The organism is Solirubrum puertoriconensis, assembly GCF_001483135.1.
Classification (GTDB): domain Bacteria; phylum Bacteroidota; class Bacteroidia; order Cytophagales; family Hymenobacteraceae; genus Solirubrum; species Solirubrum puertoriconensis.
On the sequence record NZ_LNAL01000008.1, the window covers coordinates 981,949 to 999,362 of the forward strand.

General features: G+C 58.8%; 17 protein-coding genes. 11 read left to right on the forward strand and 6 right to left on the reverse strand.

Features of this window, described 5'->3' with window-relative positions; translation table 11 throughout:
* Positions 1-22 precede the first annotated feature (22 nt).
* The 3 genes from ASU33_RS18510 to ASU33_RS18520 form a co-directional block, all read right to left on the reverse strand.
* Complete coding sequence (locus ASU33_RS18510) at positions 23-655, reverse strand: uridine kinase family protein (protein WP_059072293.1); 633 nt, start codon at positions 653-655, stop codon at positions 23-25.
* Between the two features lie 111 nt (positions 656-766).
* Entirely contained in the window at positions 767-1,357 is a 591-nt protein-coding gene (locus ASU33_RS18515) for a non-canonical purine NTP diphosphatase (RefSeq protein ID WP_059072294.1), read from the reverse strand.
* Between the two features lie 134 nt (positions 1,358-1,491).
* Complete coding sequence (locus ASU33_RS18520; protein WP_059072295.1) at positions 1,492-1,809, reverse strand: hypothetical protein; 318 nt, start codon at positions 1,807-1,809, stop codon at positions 1,492-1,494.
* Positions 1,810-2,014: 205 nt separating this feature from the next.
* Between ASU33_RS18520 and ASU33_RS18525 the strand changes: the two genes are divergently transcribed.
* The 9 genes from ASU33_RS18525 (at position 2,015) to ASU33_RS18565 (ending at position 11,767) form a co-directional block, all read left to right on the forward strand.
* Complete coding sequence (locus tag ASU33_RS18525) at positions 2,015-2,260, forward strand: type B 50S ribosomal protein L31 (RefSeq protein WP_059072296.1); 246 nt, start codon at positions 2,015-2,017, stop codon at positions 2,258-2,260.
* A 155-nt stretch (positions 2,261-2,415) separates the two neighbouring features.
* On the forward strand, positions 2,416-3,663 hold the full coding sequence (locus tag ASU33_RS18530; protein ID WP_059072795.1) for a GlmU family protein: 1,248 nt from the start codon (positions 2,416-2,418) through the stop codon (positions 3,661-3,663).
* 29 nt (positions 3,664-3,692) lie between these two features.
* Positions 3,693-3,983, forward strand: coding sequence for a hypothetical protein (locus ASU33_RS18535; protein ID WP_059072297.1), 291 nt, complete (start codon positions 3,693-3,695; stop codon positions 3,981-3,983).
* Positions 3,984-3,991: 8 nt separating this feature from the next.
* A complete protein-coding gene (locus ASU33_RS18540; protein ID WP_059072298.1) occupies positions 3,992-5,134 on the forward strand; it encodes a DNA polymerase III subunit in 1,143 nt (380 codons plus the stop codon).
* A 65-nt stretch (positions 5,135-5,199) separates the two neighbouring features.
* A complete protein-coding gene (hemC, locus tag ASU33_RS18545) occupies positions 5,200-6,156 on the forward strand; it encodes a hydroxymethylbilane synthase (protein ID WP_059072299.1) in 957 nt (318 codons plus the stop codon).
* Between the two features lie 130 nt (positions 6,157-6,286).
* Positions 6,287-6,904, forward strand: coding sequence for a GNAT family N-acetyltransferase (locus ASU33_RS18550; protein WP_059072300.1), 618 nt, complete (start codon positions 6,287-6,289; stop codon positions 6,902-6,904).
* A 36-nt stretch (positions 6,905-6,940) separates the two neighbouring features.
* The gene (locus tag ASU33_RS18555; RefSeq protein WP_059072796.1) at positions 6,941-7,618 is read left to right on the forward strand and encodes a peptidylprolyl isomerase; all 678 of its coding nucleotides are present in this window, start codon (positions 6,941-6,943) and stop codon (positions 7,616-7,618) included.
* A gap of 16 nt (positions 7,619-7,634) precedes the next feature.
* On the forward strand, positions 7,635-8,534 hold the full coding sequence (locus ASU33_RS18560) for an SDR family oxidoreductase (RefSeq protein WP_059072301.1): 900 nt from the start codon (positions 7,635-7,637) through the stop codon (positions 8,532-8,534).
* A gap of 635 nt (positions 8,535-9,169) precedes the next feature.
* On the forward strand, positions 9,170-11,767 hold the full coding sequence (locus ASU33_RS18565; RefSeq protein ID WP_160328239.1) for a S8 family peptidase: 2,598 nt from the start codon (positions 9,170-9,172) through the stop codon (positions 11,765-11,767).
* 77 nt (positions 11,768-11,844) lie between these two features.
* On the opposite strand, the gene ASU33_RS18570 is transcribed toward ASU33_RS18565, so the two are convergent.
* The 3 genes from ASU33_RS18570 to ASU33_RS18580 all read right to left on the reverse strand — a co-directional run bounded on the left by ASU33_RS18570 (position 11,845) and on the right by ASU33_RS18580 (position 14,696).
* Positions 11,845-12,642: a M57 family metalloprotease gene (locus ASU33_RS18570; RefSeq protein WP_059072303.1), complete on the reverse strand. Its 798-nt coding sequence runs from the start codon at positions 12,640-12,642 to the stop codon at positions 11,845-11,847.
* A gap of 206 nt (positions 12,643-12,848) precedes the next feature.
* Positions 12,849-13,640 carry a M57 family metalloprotease gene (locus ASU33_RS18575; RefSeq protein ID WP_059072304.1) on the reverse strand — a complete coding sequence of 264 codons (792 nt, stop codon included), beginning with the start codon at positions 13,638-13,640 and terminating at the stop codon, positions 12,849-12,851.
* A gap of 249 nt (positions 13,641-13,889) precedes the next feature.
* Positions 13,890-14,696 (reverse strand): M57 family metalloprotease, encoded by an 807-nt coding sequence (locus ASU33_RS18580; RefSeq protein WP_059072305.1) that lies wholly within the window; start codon positions 14,694-14,696, stop codon positions 13,890-13,892.
* 581 nt (positions 14,697-15,277) lie between these two features.
* On the opposite strand from ASU33_RS18580, the gene ASU33_RS18585 reads away from it, so the two are divergent.
* Together ASU33_RS18585 and ASU33_RS18590 are read left to right on the forward strand one after the other, a co-directional pair.
* A complete protein-coding gene (locus tag ASU33_RS18585; RefSeq protein WP_149867299.1) occupies positions 15,278-16,735 on the forward strand; it encodes a PSP1 domain-containing protein in 1,458 nt (485 codons plus the stop codon).
* 1 nt (position 16,736) lies between these two features.
* On the forward strand, positions 16,737-17,243 hold the full coding sequence (locus ASU33_RS18590) for a gliding motility lipoprotein GldH (RefSeq protein WP_059072306.1): 507 nt from the start codon (positions 16,737-16,739) through the stop codon (positions 17,241-17,243).
* Positions 17,244-17,414 lie beyond the last annotated feature (171 nt).

Below are 17,414 nucleotides of genomic sequence, written 5' to 3' on the forward strand. Positions count from 1 at the left end.
TGTTGTTTATCAGAATAGCTGCCTACGATATCTGCGAGGCATTCACCTTGGAGCGCAAGTAGGCTACCAGCACCTCCAAGCCGCGGTCGAAATGGCGGTTGTTGGGGATGATGATGTCGGCATCGTGCTTGAAGGGCTTGATGTACTTCTCGTAGGTAGGCGCCACGTGGTGGGTGTAGCGGTACAGCACGTCCTCTAGGTCGTAGCCGCGCTCGTCACGGTCGCGCACAATGCGGCGCAGCACTTTCACGTGCTCCCGCGCATCGATGTACACCTTCAGATCGAGCAGTTTGGCCACTTCCTCGAAGTAGAACACAAAGATGCCCTCCACCACCACAATAGGAGCAGGCTTAAACACCAGCTCCTTTGCCGGAGCATTGGGGTTGTTAAAGGTGTACTCCTTGCGGCGCACCTCCAGGCCTTGGCTGATGCGCAGCACGTCGGCCGCGTAAGCCGCCGAATCGATGGAGGAGGGGAGGTCGAAATTGGTAACACCCTGCGGGTCGACTTGCTGTACCTCGCGGGGGTGATAGTAGTTATCTTGCGAAATCAGGCAGATTTCGTCATCAGAAAACGAAGCGAGCAGGCGGCGCAGAAAGGTGGTTTTGCCGGAAGCGCTGCCGCCGGTGATACCAACGATGAAAGGGTGTTGCATGGGGTACTTACTGCGGCCCGACCAGCAGGGCCAACCTTGCAAAAATAGCGAGTTGCCGCCGTACGCCGAGCCAAAATGTTGGAGTAGCGCGGTAAACGCCCTGCTACGTGCCTAAACCGAATGCGCCTGCTGATGCAAAAAGTCCACTAGTTTGGTAACCGCACGGGCCCGGTGGCTTAGTTTATTTTTTTCGCTGAGGGGCATTTCGGCGAACGTATAGGCGTAATCGGCGGGCTCGAACACGGGGTCGTACCCGAAGCCACCGGCGCCGCGCGGCACGGCCACAATGCGCCCTTCCACGGCGCCCTCGAAGCTGTGCTGCTCGGCATCCGACAACACCAGGGCCACTACCGTACGGAAGCGGGCCGAGCGGTTGGGCTTGCCCTCGAGTTCGTGCAGCAGCTTGCGCACGTTATCGGCGGCCGAGCGTTGCGGCCCCGCGTACCGGGCCGAGTACACGCCAGGCTCGCCACCTAGGGCTGCTACCTCAAGGCCGGTATCGTCGGCAAAGCAGGGCACGCCGTAGTGCTCCCACACGTACTGGGCTTTTTGCAGGGCGTTGCCTTCGAGCGTGTCCTGGGTTTCGGGCAGCTCCTCTTGGCAGCCAATGTCGGCAAGGCTGAGCAGCTCGATGTGAGCCGGCAGCAACGGCCGGATTTCGTCGAGCTTATGGGCATTGTTGGAGGCGAAGCAGAGGCGCATGGGCAAGTAGCGGCTAACGGATGAATAAAATGCCAACTGTAGGCACAGCACCTGGGCTGTATCTGCCTGAGGCAAACGAGTACAAAAAAACCGGAACGCGTCCGGTTTTCTAAGCTTTAGCAGCAACAAGCCTCCTACAGAAACATCAGCTTAATGCTGCCCCACGAGCGGCTAATCACATTTGGTCGGCCAGCTGGGGCCGATACGCCATCGTTGGCGCGAGCAGCCAAACCATAAACGTTGTTGTGGAGGGCCGCAAATGGCTGGGCCGAGAACTTGCTGCTGCGGGCCAAGGTCGTGCCGTTGGGCAGCAACAAATAGCCGTGGGTTTGCTGAGTGATTACGGGTTGAGCTTGCGGCTTAGCTTGATAGTAGGAAACAATGGGCTGCAGGGCCGCTGCGGAAATAACCAATGCCAACAGCGACAGGCTAAAAAGATATTTTCGCGTCATAAGTCGGCACAAAGTAAAGCAACGAACAGGATGCTTACGGTAGTATGATTGCACAAAAGTAGCTGATCCGTCTATTTCGGGGGAGTTATATACATGTGGCCTCCGGAAAACCCCTAAGCTCTTTTCTTTTAAGTGTCAACGTTGTAACTTTGCCGTCCCTTCCGCAAAATCGGCAGGGCCACAAGGAAACAACCGCATTAGCGTCATGAAAAAGGACATCCACCCCGAGTACCGCGAGGTAGTGTTTCAAGACACCACGAGCGACTTCAAATTCATCACCCGTTCGACCATGACCTCGAACGAGACCGTTACGATGGAAGACGGCAAAACTTACCCCGTTATCAAGGTGGAAGTTAGCAGCCAGTCGCACCCCTTCTACACCGGTAAGAACGTACTGCTCGACACCGCCGGCCGCGTGGAGAAGTTCCGCAACCGCTACCAGAAGAAGTAGTAAGCCTGCGTGGTCTTGTGGCCACCATGCGTTAGCTTTTTGCCCGAAACTCCTTCCGGTTCGTCCGGAAGGAGTTTTTTGTTTGCCAACTTTGCAGCCTGACTGCATTGCGCCCTTGCGCGCCCACTTGCTACCAGCCGTTTTCGGCTTTCGCCATGACTGTACTGCTCTTCGACGACCCCGCCATTCGGCCCAACCTGCTGCCTTTCACCTTCACGCGGCCCGTGGCGGCCCTGCGCTGCGGCATTCTTACCATTGCCGAGAAGTGGCAGCACCGCCTAGGTGAGGAAACCGTAAACTACCTCACCGAGCCGTACCTGCAGGCCAGGTACCCGGCAGGCAATACCGCAGGCCCCGCCCTCGTCATCAACGGTGCCGTGTGCCCCGATGAGCTGCTGACCCAGCAAGTGCAGGCCCTGCAGCCCGGCGAGGCGCTCTACGACGACGAGCTGCTGGTAGCCGCGCACCTAGCCGATGCCAGCAAAGTGGCCGAGCTGATTCAGGAAGGTTTCCGCAAAACGCACAACGTGGCCGAGCCGGTGGAGGTGATTAAGCACCCGTGGCACCTGTTTCTGCGCAACGGCGCCGAAATCCGCCAGGACTTTGAACTGCTGACCAAAGGCCGCCAGTCGCAGCCGGTAAACGACCCGCACACCATCGTGTACGCGCCCGAAAACATCTTCATCGAGGAAGGCGTGAAGATCCGGGCCGCTATCCTCAATGCCGAAGACGGCCCGATTTACCTAGGCAAGAACTCGCAGGTGCACGAGGGAGCCATCATTAAAGGGCCGCTGGCCCTAGGTGAGGGGGCGCACATCAACGCCGGGGCCAAGATGCGCGGCGACAACACCGTGGGCCCGCACTGCAAAGTGGGCGGCGAAGTGGGCAACTCCATCTTCATGGGTTTCTCCAACAAAGGCCACGACGGTTACGTGGGCAACTCCGTGATAGGGGAGTGGTGCAACTTAGGGGCCGACACCAACACCTCGAACCTGAAGAACAACTACGCCCCGGTGAAAATCTGGAGCCACGCGGCCAACCGCTTCGTGAACACGGGGCAGCAGTTTTGCGGCCTGATGATGGGCGACCACAGCAAATGCGGCATCAACACCATGTTCAACACCGGCACGGTGGTGGGTGTGGCGGCCAACATCTTTGGCGCCGGTTTCCCGCGCAACTTCATTCCGTCGTTTAGCTGGGGCGGCGCTTCGGGCTTCGAAACCTTCCGCCTGAACAAAGTAGCCGAAGTGGCCGAGCGCGTAATGGCCCGCCGCAGCGTGCCTTACGATGAAGTGGAGCGCAGCATCATGAGCAAAGTATTCGAGCTGACTACCAAGGACCGCGTGTGGGAGCGCGCCACAAACCTCGCCTCTGCCGAGGATAACACCACCATCGAGTTGTAAACCCTAAGGTTCCATTAGCTGCTGACCACGTGAAGCCAACCGACGAAGAAGAACCCGCCTCGGGCTTGCAGGGCACCGATTTCGCGGTAGCCATGTTTGCCACCATGTTTATGGGCACCGGCGCCGTGCTCGACACCATCACGTCGGTGAAGCTCGGCGCGGCATCGTTGGTGGTAACGGGCTTGGGGCTGTGGTTGCTGTTTCGCTGGCTCCGCTCGGGCCGGCCGCAGGTGCAGCGCTTCGTCGGGGCGGTGGTCATTGTAGCTGTTGTTCTGAGTGCACGCGTGCTGCTGAAGAAGGTGCTGCTGACGGGCTTTTAACTACTAAAATGCGTTTCGCTGATATTCCGGGACTGGAGGAGGTAAAGCAGGTACTACGCCAATCGGTGCGGCGCCAGCACGTGGCCCACGCGCAGCTGTTTCGTGGCGCCGAAGGCACCGGAGCCTTGGCACTGGCCCTGGCGTACGCGGCGTTTCTGAACTGCGAAAACAGCCAGCCCGACGATTCGTGCGGCGAGTGCCCCAGCTGCCGCAAGGTAAATAAGCTGGTGCACCCCGACCTGAACTTCATCCTACCCGTTACCACTACCAAGCAAGTCAGCAAAGACGCGCTCAGCCACCGGTTTGCGGCCGAGTGGCGTGCCTTTGTGCTGGCCGACGGCGGCACCTACCTAGGGCTGAACGATTGGATGCAGCACATCGGGGCTGATAATAAGCAAGGCAGCATCAGCAAAGACGAAGCCGTGCAGCTGCTCAAGCTGGTGTCGCTGAAAGCATTCGAGGCACAGTTTAAAGTAGTAGTGATTTGGCTGCCCGAGCTGATGCACCCCGCCGCCGCCAACGCCGTGCTGAAGCTGCTGGAGGAGCCGCCACCCGCAACGGTGTTCCTGCTCGTGAGCCAGCAACCAGAGAAGCTGCTGCCTACCATCGTGAGCCGCGTGCAGGTGGTGCCCGTGCGCCGCTTTCAGGAGCCCGAAATTACCGGCTACTTGGTGCAGCACTATCACATGCCCGAGGTGAAGGCGCGGCAATTGGCCCTGGTGAGCGAAGGCAACCTAGGTGCCGCCATTGCCTCGCGCGACGCGCCCGACAACGACTACTTCACCTTCTTTGCCGAGTGGATGCGCTCTTGCTTTGCCGCCGAGCGCAACCTCGATAAGCTGGTGGCTGCGGCCGATAACTTCCAGAAGATGGGCCGCGAAAACCAGAAAGAATTCTTACAATACGCGTTGGGTTTGGTGCGCAAGGTGCTGCTCTACGGCCTCGATGCGCAGCTGGTGCCGCACCTGCCCGCGGCCGAGCAAACCTTTATTGGCAAGTTCAGCCCGTTTGTGCACCGCCAAAACGCCGAGGGCATAGCCCGGGTGCTCAACGATGCGCATTTTCACGTAGAGCGGAACGCGCATCCGCGTATTGTGTTCGTGGATACGTCGTTGCAGGTGGCTGATTTGCTGCGCGTACCGCTGAACTAGCAAGCGGCAGCTGCATCCAAAGCTGCAAGCCCGCTGGTTCTCTCTTTAACTCCGAAACTCATTCCATGTCCTCTCGTCCTATTCGTATCGGTACCCGCGGCAGCAAGCTTGCCTTGTGGCAGGCCAACCACGTAGCCGATACGCTTAATGCCGCTGGCCTCGCCACTGAAATTGTCATCATCACAACCAAAGGCGACGTAGTACTCGACCGTTCTTTGGACAAGATTGGCGCGAAAGGCGTGTTTACCGAAGAGCTGGAAGAAAGCCTCCGAACCGGCCACATCGACATTGCCGTGCACAGCGCCAAAGACGTGCAGAGCCACATCCCCGACGATCTGGAGTTGCTGGCCTTTATGTCGCGCGAACGGGTGAACGACGTTATCATCAGCTTCGACCCGGAGTTTACCCTCGACCGCCCCGATATTGTGCTGGGCACCAGTAGCACGCGCCGCCGCGCCCTGCTCAAGCGCCATTACCCCAACGCTATTACGGCCGAAGCCCGCGGCAACCTGCAAACCCGCCTGCGCAAGCTCGAGGAAGGCCAGTACGATGCCTTGGTGCTAGCCTTTGCCGGCGTGCACCGCATGCAGTACGACAACCTGATTGTGCAGGTACTGCCCGAAACGCAGTTCATCCCGGCCGCCGGCCAGGGTTCGGTAGCTATTGAGTGCGCCAAAAGCCTCAACGCGGAGCGCAAAGAAACCCTGCGCAAGCTCCTCGACGACCCCGATACGCACACCTGCCTCGCAGCCGAACGCGCTTATCTGCGCACCATGGAAGGCGGCTGCAGCATCCCGTCGTTCGCCTTGGCCACATTCACCGACGAAGGCACGCTGCAACTGCACGGCGGCCTTATCAGCCTCGATGGGCAGCAGTACGTGGAGGAAATCCAAAGCACCACCGACCCCGACGCCGCTGCTGCCCTAGGTGTAGCCGTGGCCGAAAACGTGCTGAGCCGCGGCGGCAAGGCCATCCTGAGCGAAATTCGCCAGCACCGCGAGTCGGAGTCGACGACGTTCTAAAGGAACGCAGAACTGAGTAGCGCGATGTAGCGCGGGCTGAAGTCCGCGCTACATCGCGCTACTATTTTGACGAGCTGTTTGCCTTGCGAGGCCAACGTTACATTCGTGCTTGCCGTTATGCACGTTCGTTATGCCCGCATCTGGTCCGTACCCGCCCGAACTGCTGCGCACCGCACGCTTGGTGCTGCGCCCCTTCAGCATTGCGGATGCTCCTGCCTTGGCTGAGCTGATAGCCGCCGAACGCCCTAGGTTGCTGCGCAACTTTCCGCGTACGGTGGGGGCTATCCAGGACGAGGCCACCGCTGGGGTGTACATTACCCTGCGCGAAACCGATTGGCACCTGCGCACGGCCTTTCAGTACGGCTTGTGGTTGCCGGGCAGGTCAAGCCGCAGCCAACAATGCGTAGGCTACATCAGCCTGCGCGATATGCACTGGACGCCGTTTGATGTGCCCAAAGCCGAGCTAGGATACTGGCTGGCAGCCACCCACGAGGGCCAAGGCCTGATGCGCGAAGCTTTGCCCGTGGTACTGCAGGCGGTGTTCGGGGCAGTGGGGCTCGAAAAGCTGTTTGCCCGCGTGCTGCCCGAAAACGTACGCAGCAGCCAGTTGCTGCTGCACCTAGGATTTCGGCGCAGCGGCGTGTTGCGGCGTGAATTTCGCTGCGGTGACGACGGCACCATTCACGACATCGACTACTACGACTTATTGCGCGAGGAATGGCACGCGCGCTCGGCCGAAACCGCTTAGCTTCGCTGTCAGATTTCCTTGCCCTACCTCATTGCTATGAAGAGCTTCCCCCGCTTAACCGTTGCTGTGGCCGCATTGCTGCTGTTGGGCACTGCCCCGGCTGTGCAAGCCCAGAAACAAGAAACCAAGATCAAGCAAAAAACCACCAAACCCCGCAAAAAGGACGAGGTGGTAACGCTGCACGTAACCCAAAACGGTACCGCCCTAGGTGACGTTCGGCTGGTGCTGTTCGAGCAGACGCCGCTGCACAAAGCCAACTTTCTGAAGCGCGCCGAGGGTAAGCTGTACGACGGTACTACCTTCCACCGCGTGATTCCCAACTTCATGGTGCAGGGCGGCGACCCAAACTCCAAGGACGACGACCCCACCAACGACGGCATGGGCCAGCCCAACGACCCGCGCATTCCGGCTGAAATTCGGCCCGAACTGCGGCACAAGCGCGGGGCTGTAGCCGCGGCCCGCATGGGCGGGCCGGCCGGTACGCCCAGCAGCAACGCGCAATTCTACATCGTGCAGAACCCCAACGGCACGCCTCACCTCGACGGCATGTACACCGTGTTTGGGCAGGTTATCCAAGGCCAGGAAGTGGTTGACAAAATTGCCGAAATGCCGCGCAACGAAATGGACCGCCCCGATCAAGCCGTGAAAATGACCGTGGAGGTAGATAAGCTCAAAAAGAAGAAAATCACCCAGCTGTACGGCTACCAGTATTAATCCAGAACTCAACTACATGCGTCTTCTCATTACCGGAGCCAACGGCTTGTTGGGCCAGAAATTAATCGGGCTGCTGCACCAAGAGCCCAGCGTGGAGCTGATTGCCACCTCGCGCGGCTCGAACCGCCTAGGCGAGGTATTCCCCAACGTGCCCTTTTCCGCCCTCGATGTAACCAACGCCGAGCAAGTAGAGCAGGTAATTGGCGAGCTGAAGCCCACGCACGTCATACACACCGCCGCCATGACGAACGTGGATGAGTGCGAGCTAAACCATGAAGCTTGCTGGCTGCAAAACGTAACGGCCACCGAAAACCTGGCCCGCACCTGCGCCGCGCACGACGTGCACCTCACGCACCTAAGCACCGACTTTATCTTCGACGGCTCGCACGGCCCGCTCACCGAAGACGCCACGCCCAACCCCATCAGCTACTACGGCCAAAGCAAACTGGCTGCCGAGCAAGCGGTGCAAAACACCGCCAACCTGCGCTGGGCCATTGCCCGCACCGTGCTGGTGTACGGCGTGCTGCACGGCGGCGGCCGCACCAACATTGTGCTGTGGGTGCGCAACTCCCTGCGCGAAGGCAAGCAGATTAAGGTGGTGAATGACCAGTGGCGCACGCCTACCCTGGCCGAAGACCTGGCTCAGGGCTGCTGGCTGATTGCCAAGCAAAGCGCCCGCGGCATCTTCAACATCTCGGGCCGCGAGCTGCTCACGCCCTACGACATTGCCCTGCGCGTAGCCGATCATTTCAGCCTCGACAAGTCGCTCATCATCGAAGCCGACGGCAGCACCTTTACGCAGCCCGCCAAACGCCCGCCGCGCACCGGCTTCATCATCGAGAAAGCCGAAAAGGAGTTGGGTTACCGCCCGCACAGCTTCACTGAAGGCATTGACATTGTGGCCGCCCAGGCCTAGTACCGCGCAACGCAGCGCCTATTTAGCTTCCGCGACCTTCAGTTTGGCCTGCAGCGCAGGAGGTGACACTTAATTGTTGCCCTAGGTGCTGCTATCAGAGTTGTACCCGAAGAGCGTGAGCTAAAGTTTGTGCCTTACTCTTCAAACGAGCCCTGAGCATCCACGCTCGGGGCTCGTTCGTGTTTGGGTGACATCGGGCCAAAGTCGTTAAGCGTTGGCTACACCAGCTCCACGCACCAATACAGCCACTTCCGCCACAAAAAATACAGTCCAACGAAGACGGTGCGCAGGACCTAGGTGCTTTGGCAGTAAACGCATAAGAACAGCACAAAGCTTGCCGTACGGCAGGCCTTGTACGTTACTAAGCTTGCTTCTGTCGAGTGGATATCGGCATGGTCGAGCTGTTTGCTTATCTTTCAGATGGGCGGAGGTGTCGATAGCCCAACCGAACACCGCAATTAGTTGGTCTTTGCCAAATGACGTGGAGTTCGGGCTTGCGGCACACTTGGCGCCTGCTACTGCAATACCCTGCAATGCGGGGCTGTATTCACTTGAGGCTTGGTTCTTTTATGACGCAACAATACGGGCGAGGCGCTTGGAAGAAGTGGAGATTAGCAGGCAGTTTGCTGGCTGTCGTGGGCAGTTTGTTATCAGCCGAAGCAGTGGCGCAAACAACGCGCGCCGCGGTGAGCAGCAGGTTGGCGCCGGCTTTGCAGGCCGAGCACGCACAGCCCACCCGCCGCAGCGCTTATCGCGTGCAAGTGCAGGATGCAGCAGCCTTTCGGGAGTGGGCCCAGGAAAACTTGCGCGGTGCCCGGTTGCAAGCACACGGTGCCGAGGCCCGCGTGTTCACGGTGCATGCGCCGGGCAAGCTGGCCAAGTTGGCCCAATGCCCCTTGGTTACGTTTGTGGACGTAGCCGACCGCGAGGCCAAGCCTGAAAAGGAAATCGACGGGGTAGACCTAGGTGCCAACCGCATCTGGCCGGTGCACCAGCTGTACCCCAATATCACAGGTCAGGGACTTACCGTTTCCGTTAAAGAAGAGGTATTTGATGCCGCTGATATCGACTTTAAGGGCCGGGTAATAACCAGCACGCTCTTCGGCAGCAATGCTTCTGATCATGCTACCGTAATGGCCACGCTCATTGGCGGAGCGGGCAACTCGGCGCCTACGGGGCGCGGCGCGGCCTCGGGAGTGCAACTGGCGGCCTCGAGCTACGCCCAGCTGATGCCCGACGATGCCGCCCAGCTTACGTCCAACCGCGTGTCGGTGCAAAACCACTCCTACGGCGTGGCGGCTATCGAAAACTACTACGGCTTGGAGGCGCTGGCTTACGATCAGCAAACTCGCCAGTTGCCCACGCTGCTGCACGTATTTTCGTCGGGCAACGTAGGTAGCCGCACTCCCAGCTCGGGCGCGTATGCGTCGTTGGCCGGAGTTGCCAACATTACCGGGCAGTTCAAAACCTCCAAAAACACGTTGTGCGCAGGCGCTACCGATGTGCTCGGCCGCGTAGCCACACTTAGCTCGCGCGGCCCCGCGCACGACGGCCGCCTCAAGCCCGAAATGGTAGCCCTAGGCGAAGCCGGCACTTCCGACGCGGCCGCTGTGGTTTCGGGCATTGCTGCATTGGTGCAGCATGCCTACCGCGAGCAGCACAACGGCCAGTTGCCCCCGGCTGCCCTTAGCAAGGCCGTGCTCCTCAACAGCGCCGATGATGTGGGCCGACCGGGGCCGGATTTCGAAGCAGGCTTTGGCCAAGCCGATGCCCTAGGTGCCGTGCAGACAATGCTCGATAAGCGCTTCGTGCAGGGCAAGGTAGCGGCCGGTGCCAGCAGCAAGTTTGCCGTAACGGTGCCCGCCGGTGTGCGGCAGCTAAAGCTCACATTGGCTTGGGCCGATCCCGAAGCCGCTGCCAATGCCAGCAAAGCCCTCGTCAACGACCTCGATGTGGAGCTGGTAGGGGCCAACGGCGTGCGGTGGCGCCCGTGGGTGCTTAGCTCATACCCGCACCTCGACTCGCTGAAGCTGCCCGCCCGCCGCGGCGTGGATCGGCTAAACAACGTGGAGCAGATAACGGTAGGCGCGCCAGCTGCCGGTGCATACGAAGTGCGCGTAAATGGCACTACCGTAGCAGCAGGCCCCGAGCAGGAATTTGCCGTAGCCTACGAGTTCGAAACCCAAGGCCTTACCTGGAGCAACCCCGTAGCGGGCACGGCCCTGAACGCTGGGCAGCAGCAACGCCTGCGCTGGCATTGGCAAGGTGCTGCTACCACGGGCACCCTTAGCTACCGCACAGCCGGCAGCAATACTTGGGTACCCATCAGCAACGCCGTAGACCTAGGCGTGGGGCTATACGCCTGGACGGCGCCCACCGAAGCTGCAGTGGCGCAGTTCCGCTTCGAAGTAGGCAGCGCTGTGTACCCATCGGCCACCGCGGCGGTTAGCCAAGCACCGCTCGTGCAAGTGGGCTACGCCTGCGACGACGAAGCCCTGCTTACCTGGGCACCAGTGCCGGGCGCGAGTGGCTACCAGGTGCTGCGCCTCGGCCTTACAGCGCTCGAGCCCGTAGCCACTATCGCCGACACTGCTTTGCTGCTAACGAATTCGCAACTATTCTTCCGGCATTACACCGTTGTACCGGTGTTGGCCAATGGCAACCCAGGCGTACGCGCGCGTACCATCTCGCTGAACTCGAACTCGGCTTGTTACGTGCGCTCCTTTTTGCCACGCCAGCTCGTTACCGATGAAATTGAGTTCGATCTGATTCTGGGCAGCACCTACCGCTTGCGGGCAGTGCACCTGGAGCGCGAAACTGCCGGCGGATTCCAGACGGTGCAAACCGTTACGCCGGGTGCGCAATCAACCATCGTGTTGCAGGATCAGCTGCCTACACCGGGGCTATACCGCTACCGGGCCCGCCTCGAAACGGTATCGGGCTCTATGTTATACACGCAGGTGGAGGACATTTACTACGCCCGCCCCGGCGACGTGATGCTGTTCCCCAACCCCGTGGTTGCGGGCAAAGCAGCCACACTAATTGAAGCCAATGGCCTTGCCATGCATTGGCAGCTATTCGATAACCTAGGGCAGCTCGTGCGCGAAGGCGACGCCCCCGAGGCCGCCGTGGGCGAATTTGACACCAGCAACCTGCGGGCAGGTACTTATTTCGTGCGCATCACGCCTGCCGGCGGCACAACCGTGGTACGCCGTTTGGTAGTATTGCGCTAAGCACGGCCTTGCGCCCAACAAAACGGCCCTGCCTCCGAGGAGGCAGGGCCGTTTTGTTGGGCGCAAGGCCGTGCCGGTTAGTACAAGTAGTTCAGAGCAGTTTTATCGTTGTTATTAAAGTTGCGGTTTTGGCCCGAGCCGATGCAGGCGAGCATGAACGAGCCGGGGTCGGCCGTGGTGGGCGTGCCGGGGATGTGAATGGCGCCCACGGTGCTGGCGCCCTCGTTGGCCGTGGCGCCGCCGCAGCTGTAGGAGCGGTCCATGTAGTCGGTGTGGCGGAAGCCGATGCAGTGGCCGATTTCGTGCGCCAGAATGGTGGCCAGGTAGCCAAGGGCTGGATTAGTGCCGATGGCTCGCGAATTCACTTTTACTTGGTTGTGCGGTTCGCCTGCCGATGTTGGGAAACCAGCCGAAGCCAAATACGAACCGGTGCCGCGCACAATAGCAATATCGGCGCCCGACGACACCCGCACGAAGGTGAGCTGCAGGTTCGCGGCGTTGTAGCGGGCAATTGCCTCATCGAGACCGGCTACGTAGGTGCTGGGCAGCTGGCTCGAGATGCTTACCCGGATGGTGCGCGGCAAGCCTTTCACGAGGTTGGTGGTGCGGTACTGCTCGGCGTTGCCCACGCGCAGCAACTGCGGTGCTACGGGATTCTGCAGCTCGGCGTCGGTCAACAAGATGTCGCCTTCAACCAAATAGCCACCGTCTACTTTTTGCGCGCCGGTAGCCGTGAAGCCCATTGCCCGGATCTGACCTAGGGTTTCTTCCGACACCTGGTCTTTCACTTGCACATCATCTTTCGAGCAGCTGGCAAACGAGCATAGTGCTACGGCAGCTACGGCTACAGGGGTAAACCATTTTGCGATTTTCATAGGATTTTGGTTTGGTTAGGTTGGATTTGAACAGGTCGATAAGCTGAACAGAAAGAATTAAATAATCAATAGCTAATTGTTGAAACATGTACGCCCGAGCTAGCGTACGCGCGTGCCCAATGGCCTGATATTGATACAGTAAGGGCCAAAAACAAGCCCGACTCCTAGCGGAATCGGGCTTGTAGTACCAACGCGGTGCTAACCGATTAGTACAGGTAATTGAGGGCTGTAATGTCGTTGTTGTTGAAGTAACGATTCTGGCCCGAGCCGATGCAGGCGAGCATGAACGAACCGGGGTCGGCCGTGGTGGGCGTGCCTGGGATTAGGATAGCACCTACGGTGCTGGCGCCCTCGTTGGCCGTGGCGCCGCCGCAGCTGTAGGAGCGGTCCATGTAGTCGGTGTGGCGGAAGCCGATGCAGTGGCCGATTTCGTGCGCCAGGATGGTGGCCAGGTAATTGGTGTTGGGGCTCGAGCCAATGGCATTCGAGTTGACCTTTACTTGGTTGTAGGGGTTGCCGCTCGCCGGGAAACCAGCCGAAGCCAGGTACTGGCCGTTGCCGCGAACGATGGCAATATCGGCACCCGACGACACCCGACGGAACGAAAGCAACAGGCCTTGCGCATTGTAGCGAGCAATTGCTTCGTCGAGGCCAGCTACGTAGGTGCTGGGCAACTGGCTCGAAATGCTAACCGTGATTTCGCGGCCCGAACCGGCATTCACGAGGTTGGTGGTGCGGTACTGTTCGGCATTGCCTGTGCGCAGCAGTTGCGGCGCTTGAGGGTTCTGCAGCTCGGCTTCGCTGAGCAGAATATCACCTTCAACCAGGTAGCCGCCGTCCACTTTTTGGGCACCGGTAGCCGTGAAGCCCATTGCCCGAATCTGATTCATGGTTTCTTCCGAAACTTGGTCTTTCACTTTCACATCGTCTTTCGAGCAGCTCGAGAAGGAAGCAAGAGCAACCGCAGCCACTGCCAGAGGGGTAAGCAACTTTTTCATTTTAGAAAGTTTGGTGGTGTTAAGTGGAAGGGAATGTGGTTTACAATCTGAATAGAAAAAAGTGTCTTTGCAATGCTGTTTTGCAGAAACTTTAAAAATTATATATCGTAATAGCGCCGCTATTCCTGTATTTATGAAATATAGTTTTATCAAGATGTAAGGCCGAGCTTCATGCCTTAATTAAAAAAACAAGCCCGGCTCCTTGCGGAACCGGGCTTGTAGCACGGTGGCTAAACGACTAGTAATGGACTAGTACAGGTAGTTAAGAGCCGTTTTGTCGTAGCTGTCGAAATAACGGTTGGCACCGGTGCCAATGCAAGCCAGCATCCACGAGTTCGGCTCGGCCGTGGTGGGCGTGCCGGGGATGTGAACAGCGCCCACGGTGCTAGCACCTTCGTTGGTGTAAGCGCCGCCGCAGCTGTAAGAGCGGTCCATGTAGTCGGTGTGGCGGAAGCCGATGCAGTGGCCGATTTCGTGCGCCAGAATGGTAGCCAGGTAGTTCGTGCCAGGGTTAGAGCCTAGGTAAGCCGAGTTAACCTTTACGCTGTTGTAAGGATTGCCGCCCGATGGGAAGCCAGCCGAAGCCAGGTAGCTTGAGCCGCTCGGAGCAGGGGTCAGGTAGATGTTGTAGCCCGACGACACCCGGCGGAATCTGATCAGCAGGTTTTCGGCGTTGTAACGACGGATGGCTTCGTCAAGAGCGGTTACGTACGACGAGGGCAGCGAGCTAGAAATAGCTACGTTGATAGTACGGCCCGAGCCTACGCTCACCAAGTTGTTGGTGCGGTACTGTTCTACATCGGCCACACGCAGAATTTGGTGGTCGGGCGTGCTGTTCAGGTCAGCATCGCTCAGCATGATGTCACCTTCAACCAGGTAGCCGCCGTCCACTTTTTGGGCACCGGTAGCCGTGAAGCCCAGGGCACGAATTTGGCCCATTGCTTCTTCGGATACCTTGTCCTTAACTTGAACATTTTCCTCTTTAGAGCAGCTGGATAGGGCCAGTGCCGAGAAAGCGCATACGGCTACAGTCGAAAGTACTTTGGTAAACTTCATAAGTGGTTTGGTTGGGTTTGGTTGAACTATGCTCAAAAGGTGAGGTTAATTTTTGACAAAATCAAAAAATTTTTACCGAAACTTTTTGCACATAGCAACAGTACGCGTGAGTGCGCACACACTCGTTCCTTATAGATTGCGCTATTTGGTGCAGGAAAATAGCAATTTGGCAGTGAAGGTTAGTTGTGTGGTTTTTATAACGATATGAATATTGATCCGTGTATATACATTTAAATGCTGAGCTTGCTAATAAGGCGATTGGCGTACAGAAGAGTCTTCCAACATTTCAATTTTTTGTTCCGAGCTGCTGAGCTTATACTTACTTAGGAGTTTCCGACTAGTAAGGCCGCGGAACATAGCCTAGGTGCGGTTCGTTTGGGCAGCGACCGGAGCCACCCTCCGAAATCCTTATCTTTGTTTGAAACCCTCAATTTTTCTGCAGGCCCAATTGCCGGGTTCTGCTTGATCATAGATACTTTCCTGTGGCTTGCACTTCATGTTCCAGCGGAGGCGGCGGATGCGCTACGGCTGGTTGCGGCTCAAAAGGGGGCTGCAAATCGGGCGGGTGCACGCGCCTCAATGTGTTCGACTGGTTGCAGGACCTAGACCTGCCCGTCGACTTTAAAGAGTTTGATATAGTTGAAATCCGCTTTAAGGGCGGACGCAAAGAGTTTTTCCGCAACGTAACCCGCTTGCCCCTGGTAACCGGCGATGCTGTGGTGGTAGAGGCCGCCGGCAACGGTTGGCACCTAGGCTATGTATCGCTGAAAGGCGAGCTGGTGCGCCTGCAAATGCGCAAGAAGAAGGTGGAGCCTGACAACAAGGATATCCGCAACATCTTGCGCGTGGCCACTGAGCAGGATGTGGAGCGCTACGAGGCTGCTTGCAACCTCGAGCTGGGTACCATGTTTAAGGCCCGCTCGGTGGTAGAGGAGTTGCAGCTTAAGATGAAGCTCTCCGACGTGGAGTACCAGGCCGACCGTACCCGTGCCACTTTCTACTACTCGGCCGAAGACCGCGTCGATTTTCGCGACCTGATTAAGCGCTTGGCCGAAGAGTTTCGGGTACGCGTGGAGATGCGCCAGATTTCGTTGCGCCACGAGGCGGGCCGCCTAGGTGGCATTGGCTCGTGCGGGCGCGAGCTGTGCTGCTCTACCTGGCTTACCGAGTTCAAGAGCGTGAGCACCACGGCCGCGCGCTACCAAAACCTGAGCCTAAACCCGGCCAAGCTCTCGGGCCAGTGCGGCCGCCTAAAGTGCTGCCTCAACTACGAGTTGGATACCTACCTCGATGCCTTGCGCGATATTCCGCAGGTATCGAAGCCGCTGCAAACGCAGCAGGGCGACGCGTTTCTGCAGAAGACCGACATCTTCAAGAAGCGCATGTGGTTTGCCTTCCGCGGCGACAACAACTGGGTAATGCTCTCGACCGACCGCGTGAAGGAGATTCAGCTCCTGAACAAAGCCGGCGAAAGACCCGAAACCCTACAGCCACCCATCGTTGAGCCTGCACCTGCGCCCAGCGTACAAGAGCACGTTGAAGGCTCGCTCGACCGCCTCGACGACAAGATGAAGTCGGGTAAGCGGAACAAGCGCAAAAAGAAGAAAGACAAGGATAAAGCAGCGCCGGCTTCGGTGGTGCAGCCCAAGCCTACGACTACCGTGCCCAAGGATGCCTTGCGCCCACGCAACGAGCCGAAGCCGGGCCCCGGCTCGGGTGAGCCAGGCAACACTATTTCGGCCCCCGTTGAAGGCGAAGCTGCCCCCGGCCGCAATGGCCGCTCGGGCCGCCGCGGCCGCAACATGAGCACCGATGCCCCGCGCGCCGAACGCCCTGCGCCGCGCTTCGACCCACGCTTCCGGCAGGCCTCGGCCAACGGCGACGGCGCTGCTCCGGGTGCTGCCAATGGCTCGGAGCCAACTGGCAACGAAAGCCGTTCGGGCCGCAATGGCCGCTCGCGCCGCGGCGGCCGTAGGCACGGCGGAGGCGGCTCGGGCGATAGTGCTGCTGCCTCCAACAACCCACCTGCTGCCTCGTAATATGCGCCGCTTGCTCCACCACTCACTGCTGCGTTTTGCCCTAGGTGCGTTGCTGTTGCCGGCCTTAGCTGCTTGCGATGGCAACCGCGTGTACGAAACCAACGTGGACCTGCCCGACTACGCTTGGTCAGTGCAGAATAAGCCTGCATTTCAGTTCGAAATTCAGGACACTACGCAGCGCTACAACGTGTATTTCAACATCCGCAATGCCTCCATGTACAGCTACTACAACCTGTATGTGAAGCATACCCTTACGGGCCCTGGCGGCCCGGTCGGAAAGCCGCTGTTGCACCAGATGATTTTGATGGATCCGAAAACCGGTGAGCCCCGCGGCAACGGCACCGGCGACATTTTCGACCACCAATTTTTAGCCTTGCCGCAGCAGCGTTTTGCGCGCCCTGGCACTTACCGTGTGGTGCTGGAGCAATACATGCGACAAGACGTGCTACCGGGCATTATGGCCGTGGGTGTGCGCGTTGAAAATGCCGCTGAAGCAGGTACTAATTAGTAGCCATAGGTGCCTGAAGATGAATGAAAAAGCCGCCCCAAACCAGGGCGGCTTTTTTCGTGCTGACTGGGGGAGAAACGGTTTTCGCCAGTGCCGCTAGTGAAGGACAAATGTGCGCGCTTGCACAACTACGCGTTAGAAGCGGGCGTATAGACTTACCACTTTCCTTAC